This window comes from Synechococcus sp. R55.8 (assembly GCF_047461895.1).
Lineage (GTDB): Bacteria > Cyanobacteriota > Cyanobacteriia > Thermostichales > Thermostichaceae > Thermostichus.
In genome coordinates, this window is sequence record NZ_JANSIB010000023.1 from 12031 (window position 1) to 28419 (window position 16389).

General features: G+C 59.7%; 12 protein-coding genes. 5 read left to right on the forward strand and 7 right to left on the reverse strand.

Annotation, left to right across the window (positions count from 1 at the left end):
- Positions 1-287, reverse strand: a 287-nt coding sequence (locus NW829_RS03915; protein WP_414416475.1) for a gas vesicle protein GvpV, incomplete at its 3' end; no start/stop codon positions are given.
- Between the two features lie 100 nt (positions 288-387).
- On the opposite strand from NW829_RS03915, the gene NW829_RS03920 reads away from it, so the two are divergent.
- On the forward strand, positions 388-882 hold the full coding sequence (locus tag NW829_RS03920) for a pentapeptide repeat-containing protein (RefSeq protein ID WP_414351367.1): 495 nt from the start codon (positions 388-390) through the stop codon (positions 880-882).
- A 14-nt stretch (positions 883-896) separates the two neighbouring features.
- On the opposite strand, the gene NW829_RS03925 is transcribed toward NW829_RS03920, so the two are convergent.
- A complete protein-coding gene (locus tag NW829_RS03925) occupies positions 897-1205 on the reverse strand; it encodes a hypothetical protein (RefSeq protein WP_414330858.1) in 309 nt (102 codons plus the stop codon).
- A 194-nt stretch (positions 1206-1399) separates the two neighbouring features.
- On the opposite strand from NW829_RS03925, the gene NW829_RS03930 reads away from it, so the two are divergent.
- The 3 genes from NW829_RS03930 (at position 1400) to tenA (ending at position 4248) form a co-directional block, all read left to right on the forward strand.
- Positions 1400-2131, forward strand: a complete 732-nt coding sequence (locus NW829_RS03930; protein ID WP_414351420.1) for an aldehyde oxygenase (deformylating) — start codon at positions 1400-1402, stop codon at positions 2129-2131.
- Between the two features lie 110 nt (positions 2132-2241).
- On the forward strand, positions 2242-3267 hold the full coding sequence (locus tag NW829_RS03935; RefSeq protein ID WP_414416476.1) for a long-chain acyl-[acyl-carrier-protein] reductase: 1026 nt from the start codon (positions 2242-2244) through the stop codon (positions 3265-3267).
- 321 nt (positions 3268-3588) lie between these two features.
- Positions 3589-4248 carry a thiaminase II gene (gene tenA / locus NW829_RS03940; RefSeq protein ID WP_414416477.1) on the forward strand — a complete coding sequence of 220 codons (660 nt, stop codon included), beginning with the start codon at positions 3589-3591 and terminating at the stop codon, positions 4246-4248.
- Here tenA and NW829_RS03945 read toward each other — a convergent pair.
- The 4 genes from NW829_RS03945 to rpoB form a co-directional block, all read right to left on the reverse strand.
- Positions 4245-4967: a uracil-DNA glycosylase gene (locus NW829_RS03945; RefSeq protein ID WP_414351370.1), complete on the reverse strand. Its 723-nt coding sequence runs from the start codon at positions 4965-4967 to the stop codon at positions 4245-4247. The two genes, tenA and NW829_RS03945, sit on opposite strands and share 4 nt — an antisense overlap.
- A complete protein-coding gene (locus NW829_RS03950; protein ID WP_414416478.1) occupies positions 4948-8862 on the reverse strand; it encodes a DNA-directed RNA polymerase subunit beta' in 3915 nt (1304 codons plus the stop codon). The genes NW829_RS03945 and NW829_RS03950 overlap by 20 nt, the downstream gene beginning before the upstream one ends.
- Positions 8863-8915: 53 nt before the next feature.
- Positions 8916-10799 carry a DNA-directed RNA polymerase subunit gamma gene (locus NW829_RS03955; RefSeq protein ID WP_414413831.1) on the reverse strand — a complete coding sequence of 628 codons (1884 nt, stop codon included), beginning with the start codon at positions 10797-10799 and terminating at the stop codon, positions 8916-8918.
- 115 nt (positions 10800-10914) lie between these two features.
- Complete coding sequence (gene rpoB, locus NW829_RS03960) at positions 10915-14334, reverse strand: DNA-directed RNA polymerase subunit beta (protein WP_414416479.1); 3420 nt, start codon at positions 14332-14334, stop codon at positions 10915-10917.
- A 577-nt stretch (positions 14335-14911) separates the two neighbouring features.
- Between rpoB and NW829_RS03965 the strand changes: the two genes are divergently transcribed.
- Positions 14912-15625: a heme oxygenase (biliverdin-producing) gene (locus tag NW829_RS03965; RefSeq protein WP_414416481.1), complete on the forward strand. Its 714-nt coding sequence runs from the start codon at positions 14912-14914 to the stop codon at positions 15623-15625.
- An 84-nt stretch (positions 15626-15709) separates the two neighbouring features.
- On the opposite strand, the gene NW829_RS03970 is transcribed toward NW829_RS03965, so the two are convergent.
- Positions 15710-16240 carry a pentapeptide repeat-containing protein gene (locus NW829_RS03970; RefSeq protein WP_414416480.1) on the reverse strand — a complete coding sequence of 177 codons (531 nt, stop codon included), beginning with the start codon at positions 16238-16240 and terminating at the stop codon, positions 15710-15712.
- Positions 16241-16389 lie beyond the last annotated feature (149 nt).

Genomic DNA, 16389 nt, shown 5'->3' on the forward strand with positions numbered 1-16389 from the left:
GGGAAGCGGGAAGGGCGGGATCTGAGCTGGGCCGGTTCAGAGGGGGGAGCGGGATCCCGGAAGGCTTTTGCCTCCTGCTGAAGGTGCTGCATGGCCTGCTCGATTTCCTGAAGTCGCGCGTGGATTTGCCCTTGCCGCTCTCGAATAAACTCTAGCTCTTGGTTGAGCCGCTGCTTTTCGACAGTGAGCTGCTGCATTTCGGCATAGAGGGCGGATTCGGTTTGGCGGCGAGGGATCGAGCGCAGCTTGGGGCGAGGTCGAGTTCGGGGCACACGGGGCAAGCTCATAAGGGGGGATCCCGGAAAACGGCTTGCGCCTATCCTAGCGTGCTCTTGGCGGCCCTTCTATTCCTAGGTAGGATCCATTCGTCCGGTGTGGAAAACAGCGATGGTGGAAACTGGAGCAGACCTGTTGCAACGCTACGGCAGCGGTGAGCGGGACTTCAGCAACAGCCAACTGGCCGGAGCTGATCTGGCCGGGGCCGACTTGGCCGGGATCGACTTGGGGGGATCCATTCTCCGCCAGGCAAAGCTGGCCTCTGCCAACCTGGAGCGGGCCTACCTGAGCGGCGCCGACCTCAGCCAAGCGGATCTGCAGGGATCCAACCTGCGGCTGGCCAACCTAGAGAAAGCCAAGCTGCAGGGATCCCGATTGCAGGGAGCCAACTTGCGTGGGGCCAACCTGGCGGAAGCGGACTTGAGCGAAGCCGATCTCAGCCAAGCGGACCTGGCAGGGGCCAATCTCACCGGGGCCAACTTGAGAGGAGCCCTTCTTGCCCAGTGCAAACTCAAGCTGGCCAACCTGCGAGGGGCTTGCTACGACGCCACCACTCAGATGGAAGCGGATATCACTCCAGCAGAGCTGGGCATGGTTCAAGCCTAGAGGGGGAAATGGGGCTAGTCCTCCGGCTCCAAGTCCAGGATCTCCTGGATCTCAGCATCGGTATAGCCCACCGCCCGCAACTTCTCCGATACCGTCTGAATCTCCCCTGGAGACAAATCCTGCTGCCGTACCCGATCCCAGAGATTGGCCACAATCTGCAGCAGCAAACCGCTGCTCTCCGCCTCAAACAGCTCAAAAGCCGTGGCTAGCTCAATGGCCTGCAACACCTCCTCGGCACTGCCAATCGGCTGATCGAGGGATCGTTCCTCCAGCTCCACCAGCAACTGGCGCAGTTGGTTCAGGCCATCCCCAAGAGCAGACATACAGCAGGCTCCACAACGGCACTCGAACCCTCACCCTAGCAGACCCCTATCATTCCGCAAAAGGAATCCCGCCAATTCTGCGGCAGCTACAGCTATTCTGATTAAGAGAGCGATTCAACTGCAATCGAGGCGATTGTCGAGTCAGCATAGACAATCAACAACACCCAAACAACACCGAGAGGAGATGCATGAGTATGGCCCCAGTGAACGTCCTGCCCAATACCCCCCAGCCTTTAGCCGATGAGGGTGGCACCACCTTGGACTATGGCAGCGCGGTTTACCGGCAGGCCTACTCTCGCATCAACGGCATTGTGATCGAAGGGGAACAAGAAGCCCACGACAACTACCTCAAGCTGGCCGAGATGTTGCCGGAAGGGGCAGAGGAGCTGCACAAGCTGGCCAAGATGGAATTGCGGCACATGAAAGGCTTTCAATCCTGCGGCAAAAACCTGCAGGTAGAGCCGGATAGGGAGTTTGCCCGCACTTTCTTCACCCCTTTGCGCAACAATTTCCAAAAAGCGGCAGCAGCCGGAGACCTAGTTACCTGCTTGGTCATTCAGTCGCTGATCATCGAATGCTTTGCCATTGCCGCCTACAACATTTACATCCCCGTCGCCGATGAGTTTGCCCGCAAGATCACCGAGGGGGTGGTCAAGGATGAATATCTGCACCTCAATTTTGGAGAGCGCTGGCTAGGGGAGCATTTTGGCGAGGTCAAAGGGCAGATCGAAGCGGCCAACGCCCAGAACCTGCCCTTGGTCTGGCAGATGCTGCAGCAGGTGGACCAGGATGTAGAAGCCATCTATATGGATCGCGAGGCCATCGTCGAGGATTTTATGATTGCCTATGGAGAGGCGCTGGCCAACATCGGCTTCAGCACCCGCGAGGTGATGCGCCTCTCAGCCCAGGGTTTGCGGGCAGCATGACCCACCTCAGCATTCATCCTCTGCCGGCGGACTGCAGTTCTAGGCTGGCTACAGGCGGGTATGGACATGTTTTGATGGGATCCATCAGTTATCCAAGCGGGTAAACCTTTATGTTCGGCCTGATTGGGCACTTGACCAGCCTGGCCCATGCGAAGCGGGTGGCAGACAAGCTGGGTTATTCCGAATATGCGGAGAGCGACCTGGAGTTCTGGTGCATGGCTCCCCCTCAGGTGGTGGACGAGATCATGGTAACCAGCATCACCGGCCAAAAGATTTATGGGCAGTACGTCGAATCCTGTTTCTTGCCGGAGATGTTGGCGGGGGGACGGGTGAAGGCCGCCTGTCGGAAAGTGTTGAATGCGATGGCTCTGGCCCAGCGGCGCGGCTTGAACATTACTGCTTTGGGGGGATTTAGCAGCATCATTTTTGAGACTTTTCGCCTCGACAGTCTCCGGCGAGTCCGCAACATTGACTTGGAGATCCAACGCTTTACCACCGGCAATACCCACACGGCCTACATCATCTGTCAGCAACTGCAGTTGGCGGCCCAGCGCTACGCCATGGACTTGGCAGCCGCTACGGTTGCGGTGGTGGGGGCGACCGGAGATATCGGCAGCGCCATTTGTCAATGGTTGGTGGCCCACACTCACTTGGGCAAATTGTTGCTCATCGCCCGAGAGCGACGGCGTCTGGAGGAATTGCAGGCCAAGCTCAAGCAGGGGGAGATCTCTTCGCTGGAAGAGGCCCTGCCCCGCGCTGACTTTATCGTTTGGGTGGCCAGCATGAGCCAAGGCATGGCCCTCGATCCCCAAGTTTTGCCGGATCCCTGTGTCATCATCGACGGTGGCTACCCAAAGAACATCGCCTCCAGCTTGCAGCGAAAGGGACTCTACGTCATTGACGGGGGGATGGTGGAGCACTCTTTGGATATTGAATGGAACATCATGCAGTTTTTGAATGTGGCCAACCCGGCCCGTCAGCTTTTTGCCTGCTTTGCTGAATCCATGCTGCTGGAGTTTGAGGGGCTGTACACCAATTTCAGTTGGGGCCGTAATTTGATCACCCTTGAGAAATTGGATCTGATCGGGCAGCTTTCCCGCAAGCATGGGTTCCGCCCCCTCATGCCCGAAGCCTAATTGAGATTCAAAATGAAGAAAGCCTCAGCCCCAGCAGAGGTGCTGGCCCTGGTCAGGTCAATCACCAATCGAGTAAACTACCCGACACCAACCGCTAGGCGGTACGGAGCGGGCTTTTAGTAGCCCTGCAGTTAGCAAGCCAACCACGAGCCTCTGGGGTGGTTTACTGCACCCCCAATCGACCGTTACCAGTGCCTTAAAAAAAACCGTTTCTGGTGCCCGCAGTATTATTATAGCATTCCTCCCAACACTGACTTTATAGGTACAGTGCGGGGCTCCTGCAATTTCTAGCTGAAGACCAAACGCCGAGAGACGGTCGCCATGCCCCAGTCCTTTACAGCCCACCTTTGGCAAGCCATTCAGCCCATCTACAAGCAAATCCTCGATCACCCCTTCAACCGAGAGTTGGCAGCGGGCAGCCTATCGCGGCAGCGGTTCCAGTTTTACTTGCAGCAGGATGCTCTTTATCTCACCGACTTTGCCCGCGCCCTGGCCTTGATCGGAGCTCGTTCCGAAGGGGCTGAGCAGGTGGTGAGTTTCTTGAACTTTGCCCTGGGAGCCATTGTGGCCGAACGCAGCCTGCACGAAAGCTATTTTCGCCTCTACGACATTCAACCCGAAACAGCCTATGCCCCTGCCTGCTTCGCCTATACCCGTTTTTTGTTGGCTGCGGCGGCTGTGGATCCCTATGAGGTGGCCATTGCCGCTGTGCTGCCCTGCTTTTGGATCTACCGAGAGGTGGGATCCACCATCTATCGCACCGCGCAGCCTGACAATCCCTACCAACAGTGGATCGACACCTACGCCGGGGAAGAATTTGCCCAAGTGGTGCAGCAGGCTTTGGACATCACCGACTCCGTCGCTCAGCAGGCTACAGAACCGCTGCGGGAAAAGATGAGGGCAGCTTTTGTCACTGCCTCCCGGTTGGAATGGCTGTTTTGGGACAGTGCCTATCGCCTCGAATCTTGGCAACCCGCCTAATCCTCAGCCGGTCGGGCTGGCTTACCAGACAGCAACTGCTGGGCTTGCGCGAAAACGGCATCCAACATCGGCTCCGTCAGCAGCCGTGTGGCCGTGTTGCGCCGGCTGGGATGGTAAGACGCCAGCAAATAGCGACCCTCTGCCAAAGGAATAACGCAATTGTGGCCAAAGCGGGGACGGGGCCTGAGAGGTGGCAAGAGCGTCAGAGCGTGTTGGAAGGCAAAATGCCCCAACGTCAGGATCACTCGCACCTGGGTTAGCAGCTCCAGCTCTTGCTTCAGGTAGCCCAGGCAGGTCTTGGCTTCTATGGCGGTGGGGCGGTTCTCCGGGGGCACACAGCGCACCACTGCCGAGATGTAGCAATCCTGCAATTGCAGGCCATCCTCTCGGTGGGTAGAGGTGGGCTGATTGGCAAACCCGGCTCGGTACAGGGCGCGAAACAGCCAGTCCCCGCTGGGATCCCCGGTAAACACGCGCCCGGTGCGGTTGCCCCCATGGGCTGCCGGCGCCAACCCGATCACCCACAGCCGCGCCTGCGGATCCCCGAACCCTGGCACCGGTCGGCCCCAGTAGAGCTGGTCGCGAAAACGGGCCACCTTCTGAAGGGCGACTGACTCTCGCCAGGCCACCAAGCGGGGGCAGCGGCAGCAACTGACGATTTCAGTTTGCAAAGTGGCCCAATCCTGGAGACCCAGCGCCTCACTCCTCCTCGTCGTCATCCTCCTCTAGCTCGTCGAAGGCAGGGGTGGAATCGTCGATCAATTGATCATCTTCCAAGATCAAACGAGGCGGCAGCTCCGGCAACACCGCAGGCTCTTCCTCCTCTTCGTCAGGCTCCGGCTCGGCGGCAATCTCCTCGTAGGTGGTGAAGCCCGTGCCTGCCGGGATCAAGCGCCCGATGATTACGTTTTCCTTCAAGCCGCGCAGCCAGTCGGATTTGCCCTCAATGGCCGCCTCAGTCAGCACGCGGGTGGTTTCCTGGAAGCTGGCCGCTGAGATGAAGCTGTCGGTATTCAAGCTGGCCTTGGTGATCCCCAGCAGGACGGGCGTGTATTTGGCCGGCGCTCCTCCAGTAATGGCCATGGTGGCATTGATCTGCTGGATTTCCCGCAACTCCACCAGCTCCCCCGGCAACAGGATGGTGTCGCCACCATCATCCACCCGCACCTTGGAGGTCATCTGGCGCACCACGATCTCAATGTGTTTGTCGGAGATCTCCACCCCCTGGGAGCGGTAGACGTTCTGCACTTCGTTGACAAAGAAGCGCTGCACCTCCCGCAGAGCCAACCGTGCGGCTTGGTCATCTCCCAAGGTTTGGCGATGGTACTCGTAGTAGATCTCCAAGAGGTCGTGGGGGTTGGCAGGGCCATCGGTTAGGGGATCCCCCACCCCCACCGGCTGTCCATCTACCACGATCAAGCTCTGCCCCGGCAGCACAGGATAGTCTCTAACCGTGCCATCGGCTTCGATGACCTTGAGATCTGGCTCTTCTCCGCGCCAGCTCAGTTGAACGGTGCCGGGCCGCTTGGCCAGAACACACATTTCCTTGGGCTTGCGGGCCTCCAGCAGCTCCTCAATCCGTGGCAGACCCTGGATGATGTCCCCTGTCTTGGCCCGCTCGAACACCAAGAGGGCCAGAGAATCCCCCCGCTGCACCAGATCGCCATTCCGTACCTGCAGGATGGCACCCGCAGAAACCAAGTAGGGCCGCGCCATCCGCAACAGGACTTGGCCGTCCGTTATCTGCATCACCTGTCCTGACTGTGGAGAAGGGATCCCGGGAGCAAGCTCGTCCCCAGCCCGCACCAGCGCCCCCACTTCCACATTGGCTGGGCCCGTCAGGGGCACCTGCACCAGATCGTCGTCGGTAATCACCAGCACCCGCCGTACCACCTCCGCTCCCTCGCGGATCCCTTGGACGATCCCGGCCTTTTTGGCTTGGATTTCGGTGCGGGCGATAACATCTCCGCTGGCGATGGAGTCTCCTTCCTTCACCAACAGCCGCGTGTGGGTACTCCCCTGCGTCAGATCCGCTTCCACGTCGCGGCGCAGCAACAGGGTTTCCAGAATCACCAGTTGCAGGCGGCGAATATCTGGATCCTTCTCATCTTGGATCAGCTCGATATCGGCCTTCAGTTGTGGGGCGTCGGTATCGATTTCCAGCACCAGTTGGGTGCGCAGGAGCTCTACAGGGCCTACCGACTTCACCCGCTCCCCATCTTTGAAGGGAACCCGCTGCACCGCCCGCAGACGAATGGAGCGACCGGACTCGCTGGTGGACTCTTGAGTGGGCACCAAGGGCCGGTCGGGGATCTCGTACTCCTGCACCGGACGCAGCAGCAAGCCTGGGCCTTCGGGAGTTTCCACGTGTTCCAGGTAGACCAGTCGGTCGGGAACGATGCTGCTGAGCACCGGTTGCCCTGGCTGGATTAGGGTGCCACTTTTCACTTCCAAGTCGGCGGGGTTGTCCACCAGATGCAGGGATCCCGGCTTGATGACAATCTCCCGCAGAATGTCGTTCTTCTGGATGACTTCGACAACACCGGCATTCTGGCAAAAGATGTCTTTCACCACCTCAGTGCCTGCTTCCACATACTGGCCATCGTCCACGTTCAGCAGGGAGATGTCCTTGTTCACCTCGTGGGTCTCTTCTGGGATCCACAGCAGGGTGCCGCCCTGGATGACTTCGTAACCTTGCTTGGCCTTGCCGCGCCGTGCCACCTCAATGCCGGCGAACTTCACCAAGCCTCCCGTCTGACTGCGGAAGTGGTTGTCGATCAGCTCCGCCACCACCTCATCGTTGCCCACTTTGGTGCCCGGAGTAGCCTTGAGAACAAAGGTCTGCCCACTGGAAGTGTCCAGCAAAAATTGTTCCCGCCCCTGGTGGGATTCCACCCGTACCCGTGCTTCCCGCAACACCACCGAAGCGTTGATGATCTCCACCTCGCGCCCACTTCTGGTGTCGCTGCGCTCCGGTAGCCGCACAATGCCGCCATGCTCCGTCACCAGCGAGGTTTCGGCGATCACATCCCCCGCCTGCACCCGATCCCCGTTTTTCACCACCGGCTCGGCCCCCGGAGGCAGGTTGTACACCTGTCCAGACATCACCCAGATCAATCCCTGCCGCTGGGCAGTGTAGGTGGTGTTACCCTGGCGGTCAGTCTTCTCCTCGATGGGCAGATCGGCAAAGCGAATTTCTCCAGCCAGGTCGGCCACCACCTCTTTCTGGGCTTTCTCGGTGCTCTTACGGCTGGCCTTGGCCAGGGACACCTCTGCAATCAACTGATCCCGCTGCACCTGGGCTCCGTCCCGCACCAGCAGGGTGGATCCCTGAGTCATGTCGAAGGACTCCCGTTGACCGTCTGGGCCTTCCAAGATGATTTGGTTGTTTACCTCCACTTGTAGAGCATCGTCGCCGTGGCGGGTACGGAAGGGGCGGGTGCGCAGATTTTTCGGGAACCGCACCACACCCGCAAAGGGGGCGCGAATTTGGCGGGCCACCTCCCCTGTAAACACGCCTCCCGTGTGGAAGGTGCGCATGGTCAACTGGGTGCCCGGCTCCCCAATCGATTGGGCGGCGATGATCCCGACCGCTTCCCCCAGATCCACCAGGCGGGAGTGGGCCAAGCTCCAGCCATAACACATCCGGCACACGGAGCGGTTGGCTTCACAGGTGAGGGGAGAACGCACCATCACCTGGCGGATGCCAGCCTCTGCAATGGTTCTAGCCAAGTCGTGATCCACTTCTTGGTTGCGGCGGGCGAGGATCTCCTGGGTTTGTGGATGCACCACGTCGCGCGCCAACACTCGGCCCACCAAGCGCTCCTCCAGAGACACCACCACCTTGTCCCCGTCCATCAGGTATTCCAGAAGGATGCCCTGCTCAGTGCCGCAGTCGGATTCCCGCACGATCACATCCTGAGACACGTCCACCAAGCGGCGGGTGAGGTAGCCAGAGTCGGCGGTGCGCAGGGCCGTATCCACCAAGCCCTTGCGGGCCCCATAGGAAGAGATGATGTACTCGGTAACGGTCAGGCCCTCGCGGAAATTGGTTTTGATGGGCAAATCGATGATCTCCCCCTGGGGGTTGGCCATCAGGCCGCGCATGCCCACCAACTGCCGTACCTGGGAGACATTCCCCCTCGCCCCCGAGTTGGCCATCATGTAAACGGAGTTGAGGGGATCGTTCTGCCGGAAGTTGTTGAGCATCTCCTCTTTGATCTGGTCGTTGATCTGGTTCCAGGTGTCGATCACCTTTTGGTAGCGCTCCACCTCTGTGATTTCTCCACGGGTATAGCGCTCGGTGGCCGCCTCGATCTCGGCTTCCGCTTGTGCCAACAACTGCCGCTTGCTGGGGGGAACGCGCAGATCTTCGACGCTGATGGAGACGGCTGCCTGGGTGGCGTATTTGAAGCCCAGGGTCTTCAGAGCATCCGCCATCTGAGCGGTGCGGGCTGTGCCGTAGCGGGCAAAAGACCAGGCAATCAGGTTACGCAGCTCTTTTTTGCCAATTTGATAGTTGCGAAAGGGCACAGGGGGCAAAGGGGCGTCGGCTTTGTTGCCGTCGGCAGCCTGCCGCGCCAGGCCAGCGGAAAATCGTCCTTTTTCGCTCATGATGCCTCGCTAGAGAGAAGGGGAGAGAAGAGCCGTCCTACGGCAGAGGGTAACTACGCAGACAAAATATCCTGCACGGTCTTGTTAAAAATGATCCGGCCCGGCGTGGTGCGAATGTACTGGCTGATCACGTTGCCGTTTTGATCTTCGCGGATACGGCGGTAGTTGGTGATCTTGAGGCGGATGCCGCCCGCTTCTTCGATAATTTGCGGCTCGGACTCTTTTTCGCCCTTGCCCAACTCCATCGGGCCGTGGTAGCGCACCCAGACCTTGCTGTGCAGGCCGATGGCACCGCAGTCGTAGGCGATGAGAGCATCTTCCAAGCTGGCGAAGAAGCGATCGCCAATATCTGGCGCGTGGGGGTTGTCCGCCGTCAGGTAGTAGCATCCCAGCACCATATCTTGGCTGGGGGTGATGATGGGAGCGCCGGTGGCCGGGGAGAGGATGTTGTTGGTGGCCAGCATCAGCAGGCGCGCTTCCGCCTGGGCTTCCAACGACAGGGGCACATGCACCGCCATCTGGTCGCCGTCGAAGTCAGCATTGAAGGCGGGGCAAACCAAGGGGTGAAGTTGAATCGCCCTTCCCTCCACCAGGATCGGTTCAAAAGCTTGGATCCCCAGGCGGTGCAGGGTGGGGGCACGGTTGAGCAAAACCGGGTGGCCGTCGATCACGTCCTCCAGCACATCCCAAACCTGCGGGTCGTTGCTTTGGATCAGCTTTTTGGCGGCCTTGATGTTGTTGACGATGCCCCGCTTGATCAATTTGTGGATGACAAAGGGCTGGAACAGCTCGATGGCCATCTCTTTGGGCAGGCCACACTGGTGCATGCGCAGGTTGGGCCCCACCACGATCACCGAACGCCCGGAGTAGTCCACCCGTTTGCCCAACAGGTTTTGCCGGAAGCGCCCCTGTTTGCCCTCGATGATGTCGGAGAGGGACTTGAGGGGACGGTTGTTGGCCCCCGCCACCACGCGCCCCCGCCGACCGTTGTCGATCAGCGCGTCCACCGCCTCCTGGAGCATGCGCTTTTCGTTGCGCACAATGATCTCCGGCGCCATGATCTCCTGCAGCCGGGCCAGACGGTTGTTGCGGTTGATCACACGACGGTAGAGATCGTTGAGGTCGCTGGTGGCAAAGCGGCCCCCATCCAACTGCACCATGGGGCGCAGATCCGGCGGGATCACCGGCAGCACCCGCAACACCATCCACTCCGGACGGGATCCGGTGGCGATGAAGTTGTCGATTACCCGCAGCCGCTTGATCAGGCGCGCCCGCTTTTGGCCGCGAGCACTGGTGATCTCCTCCCGCAGTTGCTCCGCCTCTTTTTCCAGGTCGATATCCTTGAGCAGGCGCTCGATGGCCTCTGCCCCAATCATGGCCCAGTTCTCCGGCAGTTGCAGTTCGGATCCCTCCTCGTACATCTGATCTTCGATCTCGAGGAATTGATCCTCCGTCAGCAGTTGTTTGTAGGAGAGATTCTGGGCATTGCCCGGATCCACCACTACGTAGGCGTTGAAGTACACCACTTGCTCCACATCCCGCAGCGGCATGTCCAACAGGGTGGCGATGTGGCTGGGGATCCCTTTCAAATACCAAACGTGGGTGACCGGAGCGGCCAACTTGATGTAGCCCATGCGGTGGCGGCGCACCCGCGACTCGGTTACCTCCACCCCACAGCGCTCGCAGACGATCCCCCGATGCCGTACCCGCTTGTACTTGCCGCAGTGGCATTCCCAGTCTTTGGCCGGCCCAAAGATGCGCTCGCAAAAGAGACCATCCATCTCCGGCTTGAGGGTGCGGTAATTGATGGTCTCGGGCTTGGTGACTTCCCCCACCACTTGACCATTCGGCAGGGTGCGCTGGCCCCACTCCATAATCCGTTCTGGAGAAGCCAAGCCGATTTTGACATAGTCAAAGCGTTGCTCTGTTTTGGCCATCGCCGTTTTCCTCCTGGCTTGCTGAACCCAAAGGAGAGGGAAGCCCCACCCTCCTTCGTGGGTTGAAGGGGATCCCCGTCACGTTCGCGTCAGGGGTGGGGAGCGCTCTCAACCCTCAAAAGTCCTCTTCCTCCTCCTCGTCCTCATCTTCCTCAAGGCTGCGGCTGGCATTCGCGTCAGCGGTGCGGAGCACTCTGGTAAAGGCGGGTGATGGCGAGAGATCCTCAGCCGTAACCGATTCATAAGTGGGTCGAGAGGGAGTGTGACGGTTGGAAGTATCGGCCATCAGATCCACTTCCACATCGTGGGTTTGCCCTTCGCTGTCCACCTCCACCTTGTGTACAGACACATCTAGGCAGAGGGACTGCAACTCCCGTACCAGCACCTTGAAGGACTCCGGCGTGCCGGGTCGAGGGATGGGCTTGCCCTTGACAATGGCGTTGAGAGCCTCGTTGCGCCCCACCATGTCGTCGGACTTGACGGTGAGCAACTCCTGCAGGATGTAGGCTGCCCCAAACGCCTCCAAAGCCCACACCTCCATCTCCCCAAAGCGCTGGCCGCCCTGCTGCGCCTTGCCCCCCAGCGGTTGCTGGGTCACCAAAGAATAGGGGCCGGTGGAGCGGGCATGGATCTTGTCATCCACCAAGTGCACCAGCTTCAGCATGTAGGCGCGGCCCACCGTAACGGGCTGGTCGAAGGGCTCCCCGGTGCGACCATCAAACACCTGGATTTTGCCGCAGTACCTGCCTTCCGGGTTGAAGATCCAGTCCTTGCCGGTCTTCTCTCGGGCTTCCCTCAGCTTGGCCTCCACCGTCAGACGGGAGGCTTCTAAACCGTGCATCTCATCAAAGGGCATCAGCTTGAAGCGCACTCCCAGATGTTCTGCTGCCCAGCCCAGCAGGCACTCGTACACTTGGCCCACGTTCATCCGGGAAGGCACCCCCAAGGGGTTGAGCACCACATCCACCGGTGTGCCGTCCGCTAGGTAGGGCATGTCCTCAATCGGCAAGATGCGGGAGATGATGCCTTTGTTGCCGTGACGGCCCGCGATCTTGTCCCCCACCTGGATTTTGCGCTTGAGGGCAATGTAGACCCGCACCACCATGTTGGCGCCGGGAGGCAGCTCATCCCCCTGTTCGCGGGTAAAGATGCGTACATCCACCACCCGACCGCGCTCGCCGTTGGGCACCCGCAGCGAGTTGTCCCGCACATCCCGAGCCTTTTCCCCGAAAATGGCCCGCAATAGCCGCTCTTCTGGGGGCTGATCCGACTCCCCTTTGGGGGTGACTTTGCCCACCAAAATGTCGCCGGCCTCCACCCAAGCCCCAATGCGCACAATGCCGTTCTCATCCAGGTCCCGCAGGGCATCTTCCCCCACGTTGGGGATTTCGCGGGTAATCTCCTCAGGGCCCAGTTTGGTTTGCCGGGCCTCGATCTCGTGCTTCTCGATGTGTACCGAGGTAAAGACATCGTCGTAGACCAGCCGCTCGCTGATCAAGATGGCATCTTCGTAGTTGTAGCCCTCCCAGGGCATGTAGGCCACCAACACGTTTTGGCCCAAAGCCAACTCGCCCCCTTCGGTCGCCGGGCCATCCGCCAGCACCTGGCCAGCCACCACCCGATCCCCCGTATAGACAAGGGGACGCTGGTTGAGGCAGGTGTCTTGGTTGGAGCGCTGGTATTTCTGCAGGCGATAGACAATTGGATCCCCGCCGTCATCTGGCCGAACCACGATTTCGTCGGCGGAAACGTAGGTCACCACGCCATTGGTGCGCGACACCACCACCATGCCGGAGTCCCGTGCCGCCTGGGCTTCCAGGCCAGTGCCCACATAGGGCCGATCCGGCTTGAGCAGGGGCACCGCCTGCCGCTGCATGTTTGCTCCCATCAAGGCACGGTTGGCGTCATCGTGCTCCAGGAAGGGGATCAAGGAGGTGGCCACCGAGATGACCTGCACCGGCGCCACTTGGACGTAGTGCACTTCTGTGGGGTGGGCGGTGGTGAACTCTTGGCGGTAGCGCACCGGCACCAAATCGGCAGTGATGCGGCCTTCGGCATCCACCGGCACATCCCCAGGGGCTACGCGGTACTCGTCCTCTTCATCGGCAGTGAGGTAGACCATGCCCAGATCTTTGCGCACCACGCCGTTCTCGACCCGGTAATAGGGGCTTTCGATAAAGCCGTACTGGTTGACGCGGGCGTGGGTGGCCAGGGATCCAATCAACCCGGCGTTGGGGCCTTCTGGAGTTTCGATGGGGCAGATGCGGCCGTAGTGGCTGGGGTGGATATCCCGCACCGCAAAGCCGGCCCGTTCCCGACTCAGGCCGCCGGGGCCCAGGGCAGATAGCCGCCGCTTGTGGGTCAGCTCCGCCAGGGGATTGGTCTGATCCATGAACTGGGAGAGCTGGCTGGAGCCGAAGAACTCCTTAATGGCCGCCACCAAGGGTTTGGGGTTGACCAAAGAGGCCGGGGTGAGGTTTTCCGACTCGGAGACTGTCATCCGTTCTCGGATGATCCGCTCCAGGCGATTCAGGCCCACCCGCACCTGGTTTTGCAGCAGCTCGCCCACGGAGCGCACGCGGCGGTTGCCCAGGTGGTCGATGTCGTCCACATGGCCGATGTCGTACTCCAAATTGATCAGGTAGTCGATGACGGCCAAAATGTCGGTGACGGTAAGCACCCGCACACTTTCGGCTACGTTGAGGTTTAACTTTTTGTTCAGCTTGTAGCGCCCTACCCGGCCCAAATCGTAGCGTTTGGGGTCGAAGAAGCGGGATTCCAGCAACTGCTGGCCACCCGATACGGTGGGGGGTTCCCCGGGCCGCAACTTGCGGTACAGCTCCATTAGGGCTTCTTCTTCGGTGTAGGGCCCCTCTTTCTCCATGGTTTTCTGGAAGAATTCGGGGTGGCGCAGGTTGTCGTAAATCTCGGAGTCGCTCAGGCCCAAGGCTTTCAGCAGAACTGCCGCCGAGAGCTTGCGGGTTTTGTCGATGCGCACCCACACCAGGCCGTTTTTGTCGGTCTCGAACTTCAGCCAGGCACCGCGGTTGGGGATGAGGCTGGCGCTGTAGGTGCGACGCCCGTTTTTGTCCAGCTCCGATTTGTAATAGACGCCGGGGCTGCGCACAATTTGGTTGACGATCACCCGCTCGGCGCCGTTGATGATGAAGGTGCCCCGATCCGTCATCAAGGGCAGTTCGCCGATGAAGACGTCCATGTCTTTGATCTCGCCGGTCTCTTTGTTGATCAGGCGAGTGGGCACCCGGATCTGCGCTTGATAGGTGGCATCCCGCCGCTTGGCCTCCTCAGGGTCGTAGCGGGGGCGGTTGATCTTGTACCCTTTGGAGGGATCCCCAGGGCGATATTCAGGCAGGAAGTGCAGCTCCAGCTTACCAGTGTAATCGATGATGGGGGAAAAGCTGAGAAGCTCCTCTTCAAACCCTTCTCGCAAAAACCACAAGAAACTCTCCCGCTGAATCTCCACCAGGTCAGGAAAGGTAGGAGCGACAGGGGATGGCACTGCTAATTGTGTCATGCGTTGCTCGGGAGGGGTCGCGCTGCAGTCAGGCCTTCCATTATAGAAACCCCGCCAACGATCGTCAACGAACGTTACAAAGGTCGAGGGGCTGTCCGGATCCCTTGAGGGCTCACTTGGAAAATCTCGGCAAAACCGCTGGGGATCCCCTTTTGGCTGCCGGAGCAGGGACGATTCCCACCGTGCCTTAAGGATTGTTCACATCCATTCACACTCAGGCAGATTATTCTAATCTTTGACCGTTCTTACGGATCATCCGCTGCTCCAGCTCGGATTTCCGGTCGACCGTGGGGATCGGAGGGGTGGTTCTGACAGGCTCAGCCGGTCGCCAGGGTGGACGCGGCGCCGGTCTTTGTCGCTTTTGAGATGCACGCTGTTGATGCAGGCTAGGGGGCAAGACGCGGAGCCATCAATCATGAGAAAGGATCGGGAATGGGTTTACAAAGCTTCTCAGGCTGGGGAAACCTCCGGATGGCTTGCAGGTGATCCAGAAGCGCAGTTTGTTGGCAAGGAGGGTTTTGTGAGTCAAAGCCACAACAATCAGAATAAGAATGATTTGAGTAACCGGGACAACAGCCTGTCGGCCCAGTTGCGGGAGGGCACCAAGCAGTCCCACACCATGGCCGAGAACATGGCCTTTATCAAGTGTTTCCTGAAGGGAGTGGTGGATAAACGGGCCTACAGCCGCTACCTGGGCAATTTCTACTTTGTCTACAGCGCTTTGGAAGAAGGCTTTGCCCAACTGCGAGAGCACCCCCTGGTGGGCCGGCTCTACTACCCAGAGCTGTGGCGCAAGGCCAGCCTGGAGAAGGATTTAAATTATTTTGTTGGCCCCAACTGGCGCTCTTTGGTCAAGCCCTCCCCTGCCTGCCAGGTCTATGTCAACCGCATTCGGGAAGTGGTGGAAAAAGATCCGCTTCTGCTGATCGCCCACGCCTATACCCGCTACATCGGTGACTTGTCGGGTGGCCAAATCCTCAAAAACATCGCCCGCCGGGCCATGGGCTTGCCGCAGGGGGAAGGAACGGCCTTCTACGATTTCGAGCAGATCCCTCATGAGGGCAAATTCAAGCAGCGCTACCGCGCCCAGCTGGATGCGTTGGAGCTGGATCAAACCACCATCGACCGCATTGTGGCAGAGGCCAACTATGCCTTCAAGCTGAACATGGATCTGTTTAGGGAGTTGGAGGGCAATTGGCTGTTGTCGATGGCCCGCTTGGCCTGGAATTCGCTGCTCAGCCAGTTTCAACGCAAGCCCACCCGTTCTGAGGCAGCCGCTCCCAGCTCCTAAAATCCGGATTCCAGAGGGCAGTGAGGCGATGGGTTCTGCTGCCTATCTCCCCTCTCCCTCTGGGAGAAGAGCCGGGGGTGAGGATCAGTCACATTCAAGAGTGTCGCGGGTGGCCCGACCGGTTACAGGGTTAACGCCGGTGGCCCGTTCGCAAAGGATGGAGAGGGCGTCTTGGCGTATTAAGGCATTGGTGAAATCGGCCCCATCAATTTGGATCCCTTCGACTCGGGCCAGCCACATCATGCTGTCCTGCAGTTGCGCTTCTCGCAGATCCGCACCCTGTAAGTTGGCCATGTCCAAAGTGGCCCCCCGCAGGTCGGCCCCGCGCAAGTTGGCTTTGCTGAGATTGGCCCCGAATAGGTTTGCCCCTGCCGCCTTCACATGGCTGAGATCGCTTTGGCGCAGGTTGGCCTTGAGAAACTTCCAGCCGCTCAGGTCTTGCCCTGCAAAGCTCACCCCCTGCAGATCTCGTTTGGTGTAGTCCTCTGCCTGGGCCGGGGATCCCAGCGGAGTAACCCCCAGGCAGAGTATCAGCCCGCAAACCACCATCCCCCGCAGGAAACGGCTCAGCCAAGACCGCCTCGCCAGAACCGAAGCCAGCCAAGCAACAGACATCGTGGATCCCTCCCTCAAGGAAACCTCCATGGCTTGGGAATTGCTTCTGGTTTTATCTTACCGGATAGGGATCCCGCCGGCAGATTGGGCTATCATGAACTACCCCACCGCATAGGCGGATGGGGTTTCTGATGCCCCATTCGCTTGAC